Origin of the sequence: Marinobacter sp. 1-4A, assembly GCF_016597725.1 — a bacterium.
Taxonomy (GTDB): Bacteria; Pseudomonadota; Gammaproteobacteria; order Pseudomonadales; family Oleiphilaceae; genus Marinobacter.
The window spans coordinates 98,657-115,878 of record NZ_VCGY01000007.1; the positions used below are offsets into that span (position 1 = coordinate 98,657).

The window sequence follows — 17,222 nt, forward strand, 5'->3', positions numbered from 1 at the left end:
TTTCGGTTCAAACCCTCCCAGCTGTAGATAGCAAAACGCCCCAGAATGTGTGGTACACAAACTGAGGCGTTTTGACTTTAATATGGCGCGGCTGGGAGGATTCGAACCTCCGACCGCTCGGTTCGTAGCCGAGTACTCTATCCAGCTGAGCTACAGCCGCCGATAACTTATCCTCACATTTGGCATCTTGCCTTGTGGGAGGATTATTCGGGCCTTTGGCCCTCACCCCCTTCGGGGGCCGCCGCCGCTTTGCTTTGGCGTTCCTCAACCTACTTCGCAGGCTTCGGTCGAACCACTTATCGGTTCAAATCCCATCTTGCTAATGAGCCTGACTCTAAAGCCGGGTTCATTCAGCAGTGTTCTAATAAGTGGCGCGGCTGGGAGGATTCGAACCTCCGACCGCTCGGTTCGTAGCCGAGTACTCTATCCAGCTGAGCTACAGCCGCGCATTGATCACTTAAGCTGGTTGAATGCAAACTCAACCGGTTCCGCTTTTCTTCGAAAAGAAAGTGGCGGAGAGGGAGGGATTCGAACCCTCGGTACGATTGCTCGTACGGTTCCTTAGCAGGGAACTGGTTTCAGCCACTCACCCACCTCTCCTTCAGAACGGGGCGTATACTACCATAATTTTTCTGTTTTCATAGGGTTGACACGATTTTTTTAGCCTTCGTTTTCCCTAAATACAAAAAAGCCGCTCAGATTCACCCTGAACGGCCTTTTTTCGCTACTCAGCTGTTGCCGGGTTCCGGCTCATCCACGCCTTTTTCAGACTGAATACGCTGGTAAATTTCTTCACGGTGTACAGCAACCTCTTTCGGTGCGTTTACCCCGATCCGTACTTGGTTACCTTTTACCCCGAGCACGGTTACGGTGATGTCATCACCTACCATCAAAGTTTCGCCAACGCGGCGAGTTAGAATCAACATATTCCTTACTCCCTATCCTGAGCTACCTGTTCCGACAAGTAATTTTTTAATTGGTTCTACGTTTATAGTGAGATCACTGGCTGACCAAAAGCCGCACATTCCCTTATACGGTCTCGTGCGAGCATGAGTTCAGAAAATAAACCTCTTTTTATAACGCCCTGCAAACCAGACAAATGCCTTTGTTACAGGGTTTCTTCTACCCCAGGCTTGTCTAGTTCAAACGCACTGTGCAGGGCGCGAACCGCAAGCTCAAGATATTTCTCGTCAATCACCACGGAAATCTTGATTTCCGATGTGGAGATCATCTGAATATTGATGCCTTCAACCGAAAGCGCTTCGAACATTTTGGTTGCTACACCCGCATGGGAGCGCATACCAACGCCAACAATGCTGACTTTTGCAATCTTGGTGTCGCCACTCACACCGCGTGCACCCAGTTCGTCTGACACTTTCTGAAGAACGCTTTTGGCACGATTGAAGTCATTGCGGTGAACCGTAAAGGTAAAGGCTGTCCGGTTATCTTCACCCACGTTCTGGACAATCATGTCCACATCGATATTCGCATCACTAATTGGCTTTAGAATGCTCAGCGCACTACCCGGGGTATCGGGCACGCCCGAGATAGTAACTTTGGCTTCATCACGGTTAAAAGCGATGCCGGAAACGACCGGTTGTTCCATGGCGATTTCTTCCTCAAATGTAATCAGAGTGCCCTCGCCTTCTTCAAAGCTGGAGAGAACCCTTAACGGAACGTTGTATTTGCCCGCAAACTCTACGGCACGAATCTGGAGTACTTTTGACCCCAGACTCGCCATTTCCATCATTTCTTCAAATGTGATCCGCTCTAGACGGCGAGCACTGTCCACAACTCTGGGGTCAGTGGTGTAAACACCATCCACATCGGTATAAATCTGGCATTCATCAGCCTTCAACGCCGCCGCCAAAGCAACGGCTGTGGTATCTGATCCGCCCCGGCCCAGCGTTGTGATATTGCCGTGCTCGTCAACACCCTGAAATCCGGCAACCACCACCACGCGGCCAGCATTCAAATCTTCGCGCATGCGCTGCTCGTCGATCTGCTTGATCCGGGCTTTTGTGTGCATGCTGTCGGTCAATATGCGCACCTGAGACCCCGTATAAGAGCGCGCATCGCAACCCTGCTTCTGCAGTGCCATGCACAGCAGTGCGATGGTTACTTGCTCACCGGTGGAAACCAGAACATCCATTTCACGCGGCGTGGGCTCTTCCGTAATACTGTTGGCCAGAGCAATCAACCGATTGGTTTCGCCACTCATGGCAGAAACTACCACCACCACATCATGACCTTCGTTACGGAAGCCGCACACTTTCTCAGCAACCGCCTCTATCCTCTCGGCTGTACCCACCGAGGTGCCACCAAATTTCTGAACCAACAGAGCCATTGTCTTTCCAGTATCCGAGTCAGAGATCTGTGACAGAGCGAAGCGCCCTGCCAGTCAGTAAACAAGCGGCCAGAATTATAAACCCCGACCGCTTCGGAAAAATAGTTGCTTAAGCGAGATTTTTTTCAACCCACTCAGGCACACCAGCAAGAGCCTCAGCAAGCTTTGAGGGGTCATTGCCTCCGCCTTGCGCCATATCGGGTCGGCCGCCACCCTTGCCATCAACCAAGCCAGCAAGGTGCTTCATTAAATCGCCCGCTTTGATTTTACCCGTTGCAGACTTAGTTACACCTGCGACCAGAGTCACCTTCCCGTCATCAACACTGGCAAGCACTACAACGCCTTCGCCGAGTTTGTTTTTAAGCTGGTCAGCAGTTTCCATCAGTGCCTTTCGATCGGCACCCGCCAACTCAGACGCAACCACCTTGAGGCCTGCAACGTCTACAGCAGAATCGGCCAGATCGCTTCCCGCGGAACTGGCGAGCTTTGCCTTCAGTGCATCTGCGTCTTTCTCCAGCTGGCGATTGCGCTCAATCGTCTGCTGCACTTTGTCGATAACCGTTTCCCGGCTACCTTTTACCAAGCGAGCGACTTCACGCAGCTTATGCTCAGTATCATCTACCCACTCAAGGGCGCCAAAACCGGTAACCGCTTCGATACGGCGAACGCCAGAGGAAATTCCACTTTCGGAGGTAATACGGAACAACCCTATGTCGCCGGTGCGGGCCACGTGGGTGCCACCGCACAACTCGACCGAATAACGATCCGATCCCATGCTCAACACGCGAACAACGTCGCCATACTTTTCACCGAACAAGGCCATGGCACCCTTTTGCTGCGCCTTTTCCATATCGGTAATCTCGGTTTCTACCGGTGTATTTCCTAGAATCTGCTCATTTACCTGACGTTCGATTTCTTTCAACTGCTCCGGCGTTACCGCTTCAAAGTGCGAAAAATCGAAACGCAGTTTGTCTGGATCAACCAGTGAGCCTTTTTGCCCTACATGCTCACCCAGAACCTTACGCAATGCCGCGTGTAGCAGGTGCGTAGCGGAGTGATTGCGACGAATGCGCTCGCGGCGTGCGTGATCGATGCGGGCATCCACTTCCAACCCTTCGAACAGCTCACCCTCTATGAGAGTGCCTACGTGCAGGTGATTATCCCCGTCTTTGCGTGTATCGGTTACCTTGAAGCGACCTCCGCTCCAAGTCAGCAGCCCGGTATCGCCTATCTGGCCGCCAGACTCGGCGTAAAAGGGCGTTCTCTCCAAAACCACAACCGCCTCATCACCGGCTTCGGCGTTTTTCATTTCGCCGTTCACAATCACAGCACGGATACGCTCATGGCCATCAATCTGGTCGTAGCCAGTAAATTCGGTTTTACCGTCTATGCTCAGACCGGTTGCATTGTAATCAATACCAAATTTACTGGCCGCTCTTGCCCGCTCACGCTGGCTTTCCATGGCTCTTTCGTAGCCTTCGTAATCCAGTGTCAAACCACGCTCTCTGGCGATGTCGTTGGTGAGGTCTACTGGGAAGCCGTAGGTATCGTACAAGGTGAAGATGGTTTCTCCCGGAATAACATCGCCTTCAAGCTCGGCAATATCCTGCTCCAACAAGCGCAAGCCTTTATCCAGAGTTTTTACAAACTGCTCTTCTTCCTGCAACAGAACCCTTTCTATCTGCTTTTGGCTGCTTACCAACTGCGGGTAAGCCTCTCCCATCAAGTCGACCAACGCACTCGTGAGCTTGTAGAAAAACGGCCCTTTCGCGCCCAGCTTATTGCCATGACGGGCGGCACGGCGAATGATGCGCCGTAAAACAAAACCACGGCCTTCATTCGAAGGCATTACGCCGTCGGAAATCAAGAACGCACAGGAACGAATATGATCTGCAACCACTCGCAAGCTCGCTTCGGTGGTGGCAGCACCACCTAGTATCGCGGAAGCGGCTTTCAGCAGATCATCAAAAAGATCGATTTCGTAATTGCTATGTACGCCCTGCAAAACGGCCGTTACCCGCTCCAGCCCCATGCCCGTATCAACGGAGGGCTTTGGAAGGTTAAGCATTTCACCATCTGCGGTGCGGTTATACTGCATAAAGACCACGTTCCAGATCTCAATGTAGCGGTCTCCGTCCTCCTCGGGGCTTCCGGGAGGGCCTCCGGCTACATCGGGGCCGTGGTCGTAGAAAATCTCAGTACAAGGGCCGCAAGGACCGGTATCGCCCATCTGCCAGAAATTGTCTGAAGCATAGGGAGCACCGCCGTTATCGCCGATACGCACAATGCGATCTGCTGGCACGCCTACTTCTTTATTCCAAATATCGTAGGCTTCGTCATCGTCTGCGTAGACGGTTATCCAGAGCTTTTCAGACGGCAAGTTCAGCCACTGCTCTCCGGTCAGGAAGGTCCACGCATAGTTAATGGCTTCACGCTTGAAGTAGTCGCCGAAGCTGAAGTTGCCCAGCATTTCGAAAAATGTATGATGGCGCGCCGTGTAGCCCACGTTTTCCAAATCGTTATGCTTGCCGCCGGCACGAACGCATTTTTGAGAGCTGGTTGCGCGGTTATAGTCGCGCTCCTCACGACCCAAAAATACGTCTTTGAACTGGTTCATTCCCGCATTGGTAAACAGCAGTGTCGGATCATCTGCCGGCACCAACGAGCTGCTTGAAACAATGGAGTGACCTTGCTGTTTGAAATAATCGAGAAATGCCTGTCGCAACTCTGCGGTTTTCATAGCCCTTTGATACCTTTCCAGAAATCCCACCGTAAATCGGCCGGATCCGCGATTGAATACGAATACTTACATGCGTGTGCAAATCGGCTACTCTAGCACACGCCGAGTACAGGAAAAACGTGAAACATCACAGGAGACCCCATGCCCCGCCGCTTCGACGCTGCTGACGAACTACTTCCGCCAGCCACATTCCTAAAAAGATCATTGGCCATCATTTACGACGGTTTGATCAGCATCGCTGTGCTTTTGGTGACCACATGGATTTACACCCTGATCACCGGCTGGTTCACTGGCTGGGACCTTCTTGAACAAAAAGCAGAAGCCGGCCAGTTGTCCGGAGACCCCGGCCTGACATTCGTGTTGTTTCTGGTGATGTATTTGTTCTTTGCCTATTTCTGGACGCGAATCGGGCAGACACTGGGCATGCAGGTTTGGCGCGTTCGCATTCAAAATATCGACGGGTCTTCTGTGAGCTGGAGCCAAGCACTTCGGCGGTACGTTACCGCTGCGGCAGTGTTTTTTTTGGCACTTTTAGCGGGTCATTACCTCGGTTCTGCAACCCTATTTCTATCCGTACCGGCCATGATCGCATTGTTCTATCCCATCAACGGGCTTTCAGTAACAGACAGGTTTTCGGACAGTGTGGTCGTAGCTCTGCCCGCTAAAGCTAAGGCGGGTTGAACCAGAGTGCCGGGCGGCTAACCTGCCCGGCGCATTAATAAGGCTCCCACCACCGCATTCACAGCAATCGGCGCTGCAACCGCAAGTATTGGATTAAACCCGAAAACCAAGCTCATCGGGCCCAGCAAGTCCTGCATGTATTTAAACAGCAGCCCCACCAGTAGCCCGGTAAAAATACGAAAGCCCATGGTTACCGAGCGCAGCGGCCCGAATATAAAAGAAATTGCCACCAGCACCATCACGCCGGTACCCAACGGCATTAATGTCTTTTTCCAAAAGGCCAGCCAGTAGGGCGCGCCATTTAGCTCTTGATCACCGAGATAAGTGGCGTATGTGTACAGACCTGTCATTGACAGATTTTCCGGCTTAACGATCAGCACGCTCAACACACTTGGGGAAAGGCCTGTATCCCAGCGTAGGCTCTGATCGTCCACACGGCTGGTCGAGTCACCCTCAAGCCGGGTGGTCGTAGTGTTTTGCAGAATCCAATGATCGCCCTGATAAATCGCGCGCTCAGAAAAACTGGCAGCTACCAGTTGTCTTTGATCATCGAAGCGGAACAAGGAAACACCATGTAGAACTCCGTTCGCTTGCACCGCGTTTAGATGCATAAAAACGTTACCTTCGCGATGCCACACCCCATGAGCCGCTGCAACATTCTGGCCCGCACCTAGGGCAACTGCCTTGTGGCTCTGAGCGGCTCGTTCTGCAGGGGGCGCCAAATACTCACCGATCAGAACGCCTGCCAGAACAATCACTAATGCCGGCTTCATGGCTGACCAAACAACTCGCTTTATAGAAACCCCGGCAGCACGGATTACTGTGAGCTCAGAGGAACTGGCCATGCCACCCAACCCAATAAGACACCCCATAAAGGCACCCAGCGGCAGATAATCGTAAATTCTACGCGGCAAGGTGAGAGCCACATACCAGAGCGCATCCAGAATCTGGTAGTTGTTCCGGGTGTCCTCCAGCTCGGCAACAAAAGCAAAAATAAGGTCTAGAGATAGCACCACAACCATGACCAAAAACATGGCGCCACCAACATTGCGCATCACATAGCGATCAATTTTACGCACTTGCCGCAACCTCCTGCTTCACTTTTCTTCTGTGAAGCCAGGCTGGGCCAAAGTGCAGCCAAAGGCCAAGCGCTAGGAAGATGGCATGCACCCAAAGCATGCCGAGCCACTCAGGCACCTTATCCTCAGCCATGGCGTCGCGGGCAACAATCAGCAAGCCAAGATAAGCAACATAAACGAGCATGGCAGGCAAAAGGTGAAAAAACCGCCCTTGCCGCGGGTTTACCCGGCTAAGCCGAACCGCTAACAGCGCCACTATGGGTACAATCAACGGCAACGAGAAGCGCCAGTGCAATAAGGCTCTATCCCGCGGGTCGTCGGAACGCATAAGCTGGCCAGTGGTAACCCCTTCATCCAACTCCACATCGCCGCCGCTACCGCTGCGAATCTTCAACCCATAGGCCTCGAAGCCGGTGATCTGATAGTCCAGTTTGCCCGGAATGCCATCAAAACGAGCACCGTTTTCAAGAATAAGAAAGCGGCTGCCGGTTTCCTCATCAATTAACTGCGAGCCGGAATCAGCTGTAATTACGCTTACTCCGGTGCCGTCTTGACCGTACTCAGCAATAAACACCCCTTTCAAACGGCGTTTATCATCGCTAAGAGCTTCGGTATAGGTCACACGACCACCCGATGAGAGCTTCTGAAATCGCCCCGGCGCAAGCAAATCGAACTCGGTTGCTTTCGCCTGCTCCGCAAAAATTTTCTCAACCTGTTTCATACCCCAGGGAGAAACCACCAGGCTCATGCTTCCAACGACCAACATCACAAAAAGGCTGCCTATCAGAGTTTTTGCAAGCAGCTGCCGATCACTCACGCCACAGGCGTAGAGCACCGTCATTTCGCTTTCCATATACATGCGGCCGTAGGCGAGCAAAATGCCAATGAACAAGCCTAATGGTAGGATGAGTTCGAGAAACCCCGGGAAGCGGTACGCCATAATTTCAAACAGCACACCCGGGGCAATCTTGCCCTCGGCAGCACCCGCCAGGTATTTAATAAAACGCCCGCTCATGAATACCAGCAAAAGAATGCCTGAAACGGCAACCATGCTGACCATAACCTGACGTATGAGATAGCGAAAAATAATGCTCAAAACGGTTTCTCTGCCCGTGTAAACCGGAACATGGAGGAATAGGAAAACTGCGCGTATTCTATGTAACCTTAGGGCCGAATGACAGTGTAGCAGCGTTAAGGTAACTACAGATTATGCCCCAATAAACCGAATCATCCTGCTAACTCAACTTGATAATCCACATGCAAACCCCAATGCTTGGTGGAACAGGACCAAATCATTTCTGCCGCTTATATGTGCGGCCTTCCCGGACAACTATAGGAGTTTCCATGAACTTCAGCCTCAATAACAATGCCATTGCGAGCACCAAAGCCGATTGCTTAGTTGTTGCCCTTCCAGAACAAGGCGACTGGCCAGCCTCGACCACCGAAGCGGACGGAGCATTGGGCGGGCTGATCAGCAAACTCCAGAAAGCCGGTGACATCAATGGCAAGAATGCTGAGACAAACCAGGTTCCACTCGTCGATCAACCTTGGAACAGATTGCTTGTAGTTGGTACAGGAAAAGATGCTGAGCGTAACAGCGCGTACTTCCGCAAGGCCTTAATTGCAATGGTGGGTGCCCTTAAAGACGGCCCTTCAAAAAGCGTACTGATTACCCTGACCGACACCAAGGTAACCGGTAACGAAGGTGTCAGTTCTGAACAAGCAAAACTCAGCTTGATTGGCCGTACTCTCGAGGACCAACTCTACATTTTCAGCGAATTTAAAAGCGAAAAACCGACCGCCCGAAAACTCAATAAGGTTTTAGTGAATGCGTCAGAGGCGGGCAAAGCTCAAAAAGAAGCCTTTAATCTGGGGTTGGCAACGGGCCGCGGCATGAATCTAGCCCGTGACTTGGGCAATATGCCACCGAACATCTGCCACCCTTCATGGCTGGCAGAGCGCGCCAACAAACTGGCCGCTGAACACGACTGCATCAAGACCGAAGTGCTTGATGAAAAGCAGATGAAAGAACTCGGCATGAACTCCCTTCTGGCCGTTGGTCAGGGTAGCGCTCAGCCACCCCGCCTGATCATCATGGAATACCGCGGCGGCAATGCTAAAGACAAGCCTCATGTTCTGGTAGGTAAAGGCATTACCTTCGATACGGGCGGCATCAGCCTCAAGCCGGGCGCTGGCATGGATGAAATGAAATACGATATGGGCGGCTCTGCCGCTGTATTCGGCGCCATGCAAGTTCTTGCGGAAACCCAACCCAAAATCAACGTGGTTGCGGTTATCGCTGCCGCTGAAAACATGCCAGATGGTAATGCTAGCCGCCCCGGCGATATCGTAACCACCATGTCTGGACAAACGGTAGAGATCCTCAACACCGACGCTGAAGGCCGTCTGGTTTTGTGCGATGCCCTCACCTATGTGAAGAAATTTGATCCGGAGGTGGTCATTGATCTGGCGACACTTACCGGTGCCTGCATCATTGCACTTGGCCATGAGACAACAGGCCTGATGGCAAACAACGACGATCTGGCCAACGAACTGCTGGCTGCGGGCGAGCGCGCTAGCGACAAAGCCTGGCGCCTGCCCATTTGGGATGAGTACCAGAGCCTGTTGGACAGCAACTTTGCAGATATGGCCAACATCGGTGGCCGCACCGCGGGTACCATTACCGCGGCCTGCTTCTTGGCACGCTTCACCAAAGAGTACCGCTGGGCGCATCTGGACATCGCTGGCACTGCTTGGCACTCAGGTAAAGCCAAAGGCTCTTCTGGCCGCCCGGTTCCCCTGCTGGTGGATTACCTGATGTCCCGTGCTGGTAAGTAATGGAAAGCAATGAGACACCAAAACCCGGCAGCCCAGCTGCCGGTAATTCCCAGTCCGCGTCCGCGCAGGAAGATAAAAACCAGCGTTACTGGTTTCACATTCTCCTGCATGACACCCCTGCCGCCCGCCACTTGCATGCTACAAAGCTTGTAAACAAGGCCTGGCAGCAGGGTGACCGGGTTTGCATCGTGTGCGACACCCAGCAACAAGCTGAAGAACTGGACGAACTAGTCTGGAACTTCAGCCCGGACGCGTTCATCCCGCACAGCATCATTTCCGATCCCGCCACACCCTGTGCTGATCCTGTTGGCATACTGCTGTGCCCGCCAGTTGCGGAAGATTGGGATACTGTGATTATTCTCTCTCAAACCCTTCCGGCGAATGCTGATAAATTCAAACGCCTCGCTCTGGTGGCCCATAATGATCCTGCCGTTCTCAATCAGGCTCGATCGCACTTCAGGCAGCTCAGGGCGCTTGGGATTGAGCCTCGGGTTCACGATCAGAGAAAGCGCTAGATTCGTACCAGGTGCAAGCCGGCGGATGTGAAAGCCTTTCCAAAACACGCTACAAGCACATCCATGTGCGCTTGAGTCGGGCCATCCTTGGCCCTCCACAGTTTTGGAAAGGCTTTCACATCCACCGGCACCGACTTTGTGCTGGCCTCCTCAACGCCCAAGGTTCGCCCGATAACAACCGAACATGTATAATCCAGTGTTTCAATTTCCCCTTGTGAATCAATCAAACGGTCGCCAGAAAAACCCATGGAAAAAACCTACCAGCCAGAAAACATTGAGCGCCAGTGGTACGAAAACTGGGAATCCAAAGGCTACTTCCGCCCCAGCGGAGAGGGCGAGTCCTACAGCATCGCCATCCCGCCACCCAATGTGACCGGCAGCCTGCACATGGGCCATGCCTTCCAGCACACCATCATGGACACCCTCACCCGCTACAAGCGTATGCAGGGCCATAACACTCTATGGCAAGTGGGCAGTGACCACGCAGGTATCGCCACTCAAATGGTGGTTGAGCGCAAGCTGGCGGCCGAAGAAGGCAAAACCCGGCACGACTTGGGTCGCGACGAGTTCATCAAGCGTATCTGGGAATGGAAGGAAGAATCGGGTGGCACCATCACCGGCCAGATGCGCCGGTTAGGCAACTCTGTTGATTGGGACACCGAACGCTTCACCATGGACGACGGCTTTTACAAAGCTGTACAGGAAGTGTTTATTCGCCTGTACGAAGACGGTCTGGTATACCGAGGCAAGCGTCTGGTGAACTGGGACCCGAAGCTGCACACAGCCATTTCCGATCTGGAAGTTGAGAACAAGGAAGAGAAAGGCTTTTTCTGGCACCTGCGTTATCCGCTGGCCGACGGCGCCACCACGCAAGACGGTAAAGACTATCTGGTTGTTGCCACTACCCGTCCGGAAACCATGCTAGGCGATACCGCAGTCGCCGTTCATCCGGACGACGAGCGTTACCAGCACCTGATTGGCAAATTCGTGATGCTGCCACTGGTAAACCGCCGCATACCGGTGATTGCCGACCACCACGCCGACCCCGAGAAAGGTTCCGGCTGCGTAAAGATTACGCCAGCACACGACTTTAACGACTATGCCGTAGGCAAACGCAACAACCTGCCGATGATGAACGTGCTGACTCAGGATGCGGACATCCGCGAGCAGGCGGAAGTGTTCAACAGCGACGGTACTGAAAACACCGAACTGGATGCCAGCCTGCCCGCAGCCTACGCAGGTTTGACCCGGGAGGACGCCCGCAAGCAGATCGTTGCGGACATGGAAGCCGCGGGACTGGTTCAACAAATTGAAGACCACGTACTGAGCGTTCCCCGTGGCGACCGCTCCGGACTGGTTATTGAGCCAATGCTGACCGATCAGTGGTTTGCCGATGCGAAAAAACTGGCCGAGCCTGCCATTGAGGCGGTCGAAGACGGTCGCATTCAGTTTGTGCCAAAGCAATACGAGAACATGTACTTCTCCTGGATGCGCGACATTCAGGATTGGTGTATTTCCCGCCAGCTCTGGTGGGGCCACCGCATTCCAGCCTGGTACGACGCCGAAGGCAATATTTATGTAGGTCGCAGTGAAGAGGAGGTGCGCCAGAAGCACAACCTGGCAGCCGACTTCGCCCTAAAGCAGGACGACGATGTTCTGGACACCTGGTTCAGCTCTGCCCTGTGGACCTTCGGCACTCTGGGCTGGCCGGAAATCACCGAGCGCCTGAAGACCTTCCACCCTACCGATGTACTGGTGACCGGTTTTGACATCATCTTCTTCTGGGTTGCCCGGATGATCATGATGACCATGCACTTTATGAAAAATGAAGACGGCACCCCGCAGGTTCCCTTCAAAACCGTTTATGTGACCGGTCTGATCCGCGACGAGCACGGCGACAAGATGTCCAAATCCAAGGGCAACGTCATTGACCCGCTGGACATGATTGACGGCATCGATCTTGCCCCACTGCTGGAAAAGCGCACCGGCAACATGATGCAGCCCAAGCTGGCGAAGAAAATTGCCAAGCAGACTGAAAAGGAATTCCCGGAAGGTATTTCTGCCCACGGTACCGATGCCCTGCGCTTCACTCTGGCAGCCATGGCCACTACCGGTCGTGACATCAACTGGGATATGAAGCGACTGGAAGGTTACCGTAACTTTTGCAACAAGCTGTGGAACGCTGCTCGTTACGTGTTGATGAACGTGGAAGGCGAAGACTGCGGCGTAAATGGTGAGCCGGTAGAACTGTCTCTGGCTGATCGCTGGATCATCAGCGCTCTGCAGCAGTGCGAGCAGGACGTGACCCGCCATCTGGATCAGTACCGTTTCGATCTGGCCTCTCACGCTCTGTATGAGTTTATCTGGAACGAATACTGCGACTGGTATCTGGAGTTGTCCAAGCCTTGCCTGAGCGACGACAGCGGCAGTGTTGAGGCGAAGCGCGGCACCCGCCGCACTCTGGTGCGCGTGCTGGAAACCGTTCTGCGCCTGGCGCATCCGATCATGCCGTTTATCACGGAAGAAATCTGGCAGCGGATTGCACCGCTGGCTGGAAAATCCGGTGACAGCATCATGTTGCAGCCTTTCCCGCAGGTGGATACCAGCAAGCACGATGCTAAAGCCGTCGAAGACATTGAATGGCTGAAGGGTGTAATTGTGGCGGTGCGCAATATTCGCGGCGAGATGAATATTTCCCCGGCGAAGAAGATTCCGGTTCTGTTCCGTGGCAACAGCGCCGAAGGTCAACGTCGGATGAATGAGAATCGCCAGTTCTTGAGTTCTTTGGCCAAGCTGGAAAGTCTTGAATGGTTTGAAGGCGATAAAGCACCCATGAGTGCCACTCAGTTGGTTGGCGATATGGAAGTGTTGGTGCCTATGGCTGGGCTGATCGATAAGGATGCGGAGCTGAAGCGGCTGGATAAGGAGCTTGAGCGTTTGCAGAAGGAGATTGGACGCCTTGAGGGTAAGCTGAACAATGAGAAGTTTACTGCGAAGGCGCCTGCGGAAGTGGTTGCCAAGGAGCAGGAGAAGCTGGCTGAGGTTCAGGGTAATCTGGGCCGATTGCAGCAGCAGCGTGCAGATATTGAGGCCATGTAGGCATGGTGTCTGCGGGTAAGCGTTCCGGGGGTGGCGGGGTGATTGCCATTCTTGGAGCGGGTTCTTTGGGGCGGCTTTGGGCCGCCCTTTTGCCTTCTGCTCTTTGTGGTTTCTTGCCTCGCCTTTTTAATGATTGCTCTGAGCATGATTTTGAACATCGGTGCAGCTTCAGCCGTCAGGCGGGCCTCCCCGAAACACGCTGTGAATACATCCTTGTACGCTCTGTTCCGCCATCCCTGGCTCCACAAGGTTTCGGGGAGGCCCGCCTGACGGCTTCGCAGGACTCTAGTGAAGCCCGCACCAATATTAGTCGTCCATGGCTCCAGTCAGTTGAGCATTTAACACTGCTACTGGTGACGACTAAAGCTGGCGACACGCTCGAGGCTTTGGGGGGCTGGCTGCCCCACATTCCGATAGACACACCCATCGTCTTATTTCAAAACGGATTAGGCAGCCAACAGGCAGTGGCCGAACGCTGGCCGGAGCGGTCGATTTTGGCTGCCAGCACCGCGGAAGGCGCAAACAGACCTTCCCCGGATGTTCTAGTTCATGCCGGAGCCGGTGATACCTGGGTGGGCGCGCTTACGGCTAGTGCCGTTGACCACACCGCGAGTGTTGTTCAGCAACTAGCTGAAACCGGCTTGCGGGTTCATGCAGAGGAGAACATTCTGCAGCGGCTTTGGCAGAAGTTAGTGGTGAATGCGGGGATCAATACGTTTACGGCCCTGCTCAACTGCCCTAACGGAGACATTCTAAACTCACCTCTTTATCAGCAGAACATTGATGGGCTTTGCTCGGAGATATCCGTTTTGTTGGAAGCTGAGACCTCAGAAGCCCTTGCGCCGGAGATTCTTCGGGAGCGTATAGAAACTGTGACGAGAAACACTGCCAGCAATACGTCTTCCATGCGCGCGGATGTTCTGGCGGGCCGTAAAACCGAGATTGACTATATCAACGGCTATCTTGTGCAGTGCGGAAAGCGCCATGGTATTGCTACGCCGGTGAACCAAATGCTGACCGAACGAGTACAAGGTCTATAACTCAACAATCAGGAGTACCCTTATGGGCAACCGCCTTTCCAAGATCTACACCCGCACCGGTGACGATGGCACTACCGGCCTGGCCGATGGTAATCGCATTGCCAAAAACGCTCAGCGTGTTGAGGCCATGGGCATGGCTGATGAATTGAACTGCCATATCGGCCTGCTGATTGAAACCTTGGACAGCGACGACGAGATGCTGGAATCCATGCGTCGCATTCAGCATCACCTGTTTGATCTGGGCGGTGAATTTGCGATTCCGGGAAGCAAGGCGATCACTGAAGATCATATTAGCTGGCTGGAAAACCTGCTGGATGAAATGAACGAGCCTCTCCCACCTCTGAAGAACTTCATCCTACCCGGCGGAAGCCCTGCAGCCGCCCAGTGCCACTTAGCCCGCGCCGTTTGCCGACGAGCAGAGCGTGTGGTGGTAGCCCTCAGCCATGAGGATTCCATCAACCCACTGGGGCGCCAGTACCTGAATCGTTTATCAGACCTGTTGTTTGTAGCTTCGAGAGTGTTAGCGCGCAGAGAAGGCGCTGAAGAGATTTTGTGGGACCAGAAGAAATCTGGCACGTAGTACACGTTGTAACTGTAAGTCGGCTTGCTCCGTTATCAGGTCAAGCAGCGTCCTCCCCCTCAGAAACTGTGCGTAGCCATGGATGGCGGAGCCAAGCGTACAGGGATGTATTCACAGCGTGTTTCTGAGGGGAGGACGCTGCTTGACCGTCTAAAATAGCGTGACGGTCTAGCAACTTAAACCTTAAACGCCTCAACAAGCCTCTGCAAAGAAGCCGTCAAATCCGACATCTCCTGAGAGGAAGCCAGAGTTTCTTCAGCGTTCGCTGCGGTCGATGCACCCAATTCGCCAATGTGGGCAACGCTAGCATTCACATCCTTGGAAACCGCCGACTGCTCCTCAGCAGCCTGAGCAATCTGGTGGCTCATATCCACAATCACCGAGATGCCTTGCGCAATCCGAGTCAACGCTTCTGTCACCTCTCCCGATTTCTGAACCGTTGCCTGAGTAACATCATGGCTATTGGTCATGGCGGCCACAGCATCTTTTACGCCGCTCTGAAGACGCGTAATCATGCCTTCGATTTCTTCAGTAGACTTATGTGTGCGTTGCGACAAGGAACGCACTTCATCAGCAACCACCGCAAACCCACGACCCTGCTCACCCGCTCTGGCTGCTTCAATCGCAGCATTAAGGGCTAAGAGGTTGGTCTGTTCGGCAATAGCTTTAATTTCTACCAAAACCTGACTGATATTATTGCTGTCTTCACTAACCCGGTTGATTACATCCACAGCGCCCGAAATCTCTGTCGCAAGGCGGTTGATGGTTTCCACGGTATCAGAGACCACACCGCGGCCGGTTTCTGTGTCCTGTTCTGCAGCGGTCGCGCTGTCTGCAACCCGGTGGGCGCTTTCAGTGACTTCACTCACCGCTTCGACCATCTGGCTCATGGCTTCATTGATTTGGCCGCTTTCGGCCATTTGGTGCGCTACCGCTTCGCTGTTGGCAGACGCCGTCTCATTGACACGAGCGGCTTGCTGGTCGACTTCTGACGTTGTCTGGCCTACCGACCTTATAAGCTCGGCAATGCGATCGGTCATGTTATTGAACTCGCCGGTAAGCTCGCCCAACTCATCACGGTTATCGAGGGAAATCCGAGTCGTCATATCCCCTGCTGCCACCTTACGAGCCGCTTCACTAAAGCGGTTGATGGCTGTGCGCACAGACATAAAGAAACCGACATAGAGATAAACAACAAATAACAGCACCACAACCAAGGCCACCACAATGAGGCGCCGCTGGCTTACTTCCTGCTCCAGTCTGGCGCTCAGGTTGGCATCTATCACATCAAACGCGGCACGCTTCAGCTCCCCGTAGCTCGCCAACTCTGCAGCAACGCGGGATTCGAACTCCTGCCAAGTCATCTCCAGCCGCATCGGAGTAATGATATTTACATCAACCAGTTCACGCACATTCAGGAGGCTCTCATCGACCTGTCGAAACGCTTGGTCAGCCTGAGATGCCAGAACTGGGGAAGCATCCGCAGTCAGCGTCAGCGCCGGAGAAAGCAGCGAGCTGCGGTTGGTTAAAGCATCATAGATTTCGTTAAAGTTTTCGCTAAGGGCATAGCCTACTTGACCGTTAACCAAAGCAAACAAACTGTACGAACGTGCCTGTCCAATTACGCTGCGGGCCTCAGGCAAGGTTTCCCGGATAAGCCCCAAGATAAGTAGGTTTTCTCTTGAAGCACCCTGCCCCAATCCTGACGTCTCGATAGTAGCTGGCAGCAGTGCCAGTGCTTTCTGCACAAACTCATGAAAGTATTTAAATTGAGGATCAAAGTTGGTCTGGTAATTATCATCGGCACGAAGGGCTTGCCATTCAGCCTTGAGACCCTCGACTTGATCAGCCCAGGCTCCGGATGCATCAAACGAGCGGGGCTGGGCCGTTAGCGTTTCCAGAACAGAACTGATCTCGCTTGCGGCTTCGTCGGAGAGCTTTTTAATGGCATCTTCATTTTTGGCTACTGCTGGCGCACGATAATCCCGGTAGTCCATGGAAGCATCAACAAGGCGGTCGATGTGGCGCAATTGCTCTAGCCCTTCCACACCTCGGGTCATGGTCGCAACCGAGCGATTGAGTTCGGTCATCACAAGCCAGGATAAACCACCAATCGGCAAGAGGAACAAGATGCTGATGAGACTGAACTTATACAGCATCGGCAACCGGTTCATCAGTGCTACTGCGGGATAAATGAGTTGCTTCACATCGGTCCTCTCTCTGAAACGCAAACAAATGAATGCATGTTCTTTTTTTATTATCGCCCAACTACCGGAAAACTGAAGTTTTATTTACTGCAACAC

12 protein-coding genes and 3 tRNA genes are annotated in these 17,222 nt (G+C 53.3%); 6 read left to right on the forward strand and 9 right to left on the reverse strand.

The window, feature by feature from the left end; all coding sequences use genetic code 11:
* Positions 1-83 precede the first annotated feature (83 nt).
* The 6 genes from FE845_RS14860 to alaS form a co-directional block, all read right to left on the reverse strand.
* Positions 84-160: transfer RNA gene (locus FE845_RS14860), tRNA-Arg, on the reverse strand.
* A gap of 209 nt (positions 161-369) precedes the next feature.
* Positions 370-446: transfer RNA gene (locus FE845_RS14865), tRNA-Arg, on the reverse strand.
* Between the two features lie 64 nt (positions 447-510).
* Positions 511-600 (reverse strand) — tRNA-Ser (locus FE845_RS14870).
* A gap of 128 nt (positions 601-728) precedes the next feature.
* Entirely contained in the window at positions 729-926 is a 198-nt protein-coding gene (csrA, locus tag FE845_RS14875; protein ID WP_200366210.1) for a carbon storage regulator CsrA, read from the reverse strand.
* A 182-nt stretch (positions 927-1,108) separates the two neighbouring features.
* On the reverse strand, positions 1,109-2,347 hold the full coding sequence (locus FE845_RS14880; RefSeq protein ID WP_200366212.1) for an aspartate kinase: 1,239 nt from the start codon (positions 2,345-2,347) through the stop codon (positions 1,109-1,111).
* Positions 2,348-2,456: 109 nt separating this feature from the next.
* Positions 2,457-5,087 (reverse strand): alanine--tRNA ligase, encoded by a 2,631-nt coding sequence (gene alaS / locus FE845_RS14885; RefSeq protein WP_200366214.1) that lies wholly within the window; start codon positions 5,085-5,087, stop codon positions 2,457-2,459.
* 141 nt (positions 5,088-5,228) lie between these two features.
* Between alaS and FE845_RS14890 the strand changes: the two genes are divergently transcribed.
* Positions 5,229-5,768 carry an RDD family protein gene (locus tag FE845_RS14890; protein WP_200366216.1) on the forward strand — a complete coding sequence of 180 codons (540 nt, stop codon included), beginning with the start codon at positions 5,229-5,231 and terminating at the stop codon, positions 5,766-5,768.
* Positions 5,769-5,785: 17 nt separating this feature from the next.
* On the opposite strand, the gene lptG is transcribed toward FE845_RS14890, so the two are convergent.
* Positions 5,786-6,847, reverse strand: a complete 1,062-nt coding sequence (gene lptG, locus FE845_RS14895; RefSeq protein WP_200366218.1) for an LPS export ABC transporter permease LptG — start codon at positions 6,845-6,847, stop codon at positions 5,786-5,788.
* On the reverse strand, positions 6,840-7,943 hold the full coding sequence (gene lptF, locus FE845_RS14900; protein WP_200366220.1) for an LPS export ABC transporter permease LptF: 1,104 nt from the start codon (positions 7,941-7,943) through the stop codon (positions 6,840-6,842). Before lptF ends, lptG begins: the two co-directional genes overlap by 8 nt.
* Before the next feature lie 248 nt (positions 7,944-8,191).
* On the opposite strand from lptF, the gene FE845_RS14905 reads away from it, so the two are divergent.
* The 5 genes from FE845_RS14905 (at position 8,192) to FE845_RS14925 (ending at position 14,919) form a co-directional block, all read left to right on the forward strand.
* Positions 8,192-9,685 carry a leucyl aminopeptidase gene (locus FE845_RS14905; RefSeq protein ID WP_200366222.1) on the forward strand — a complete coding sequence of 498 codons (1,494 nt, stop codon included), beginning with the start codon at positions 8,192-8,194 and terminating at the stop codon, positions 9,683-9,685.
* A complete protein-coding gene (locus tag FE845_RS14910; RefSeq protein ID WP_200366224.1) occupies positions 9,685-10,200 on the forward strand; it encodes a DNA polymerase III subunit chi in 516 nt (171 codons plus the stop codon). The genes FE845_RS14905 and FE845_RS14910 overlap by 1 nt, the downstream gene beginning before the upstream one ends.
* 246 nt (positions 10,201-10,446) lie before the next feature.
* Positions 10,447-13,299 (forward strand): valine--tRNA ligase, encoded by a 2,853-nt coding sequence (locus tag FE845_RS14915; RefSeq protein WP_200366234.1) that lies wholly within the window; start codon positions 10,447-10,449, stop codon positions 13,297-13,299.
* A gap of 2 nt (positions 13,300-13,301) precedes the next feature.
* Positions 13,302-14,339: a ketopantoate reductase family protein gene (locus tag FE845_RS14920; protein WP_200366244.1), complete on the forward strand. Its 1,038-nt coding sequence runs from the start codon at positions 13,302-13,304 to the stop codon at positions 14,337-14,339.
* Between the two features lie 22 nt (positions 14,340-14,361).
* Positions 14,362-14,919, forward strand: coding sequence for a cob(I)yrinic acid a,c-diamide adenosyltransferase (locus tag FE845_RS14925; protein WP_200366254.1), 558 nt, complete (start codon positions 14,362-14,364; stop codon positions 14,917-14,919).
* A 176-nt stretch (positions 14,920-15,095) separates the two neighbouring features.
* On the opposite strand, the gene FE845_RS18860 is transcribed toward FE845_RS14925, so the two are convergent.
* Positions 15,096-17,126, reverse strand: coding sequence for a methyl-accepting chemotaxis protein (locus FE845_RS18860; protein WP_200366256.1), 2,031 nt, complete (start codon positions 17,124-17,126; stop codon positions 15,096-15,098).
* Between the last annotated feature and the right edge of the window lie 96 nt (positions 17,127-17,222).

What these genes read in the sequence shown, in the direction of transcription:
- FE845_RS14925 (WP_200366254.1), top strand. Translation starts at nt 14,362, where the DNA reads ATGGGCAACCGCCTTTCCAAGATCTACACCCGCACCGGTGACGATGGC.
- FE845_RS14880 (WP_200366212.1), bottom strand. Translation starts at nt 2,347, where the DNA reads ATGGCTCTGTTGGTTCAGAAATTTGGTGGCACCTCGGTGGGTACAGCC.
- FE845_RS14905 (WP_200366222.1), top strand. Translation starts at nt 8,192, where the DNA reads ATGAACTTCAGCCTCAATAACAATGCCATTGCGAGCACCAAAGCCGAT.
- alaS (WP_200366214.1), bottom strand. Translation starts at nt 5,087, where the DNA reads ATGAAAACCGCAGAGTTGCGACAGGCATTTCTCGATTATTTCAAACAG.
- csrA (WP_200366210.1), bottom strand. Translation starts at nt 926, where the DNA reads ATGTTGATTCTAACTCGCCGCGTTGGCGAAACTTTGATGGTAGGTGAT.
- FE845_RS14890 (WP_200366216.1), top strand. Translation starts at nt 5,229, where the DNA reads ATGCCCCGCCGCTTCGACGCTGCTGACGAACTACTTCCGCCAGCCACA.
- FE845_RS14910 (WP_200366224.1), top strand. Translation starts at nt 9,685, where the DNA reads ATGGAAAGCAATGAGACACCAAAACCCGGCAGCCCAGCTGCCGGTAAT.
- FE845_RS14920 (WP_200366244.1), top strand. Translation starts at nt 13,302, where the DNA reads ATGGTGTCTGCGGGTAAGCGTTCCGGGGGTGGCGGGGTGATTGCCATT.
- FE845_RS14915 (WP_200366234.1), top strand. Translation starts at nt 10,447, where the DNA reads ATGGAAAAAACCTACCAGCCAGAAAACATTGAGCGCCAGTGGTACGAA.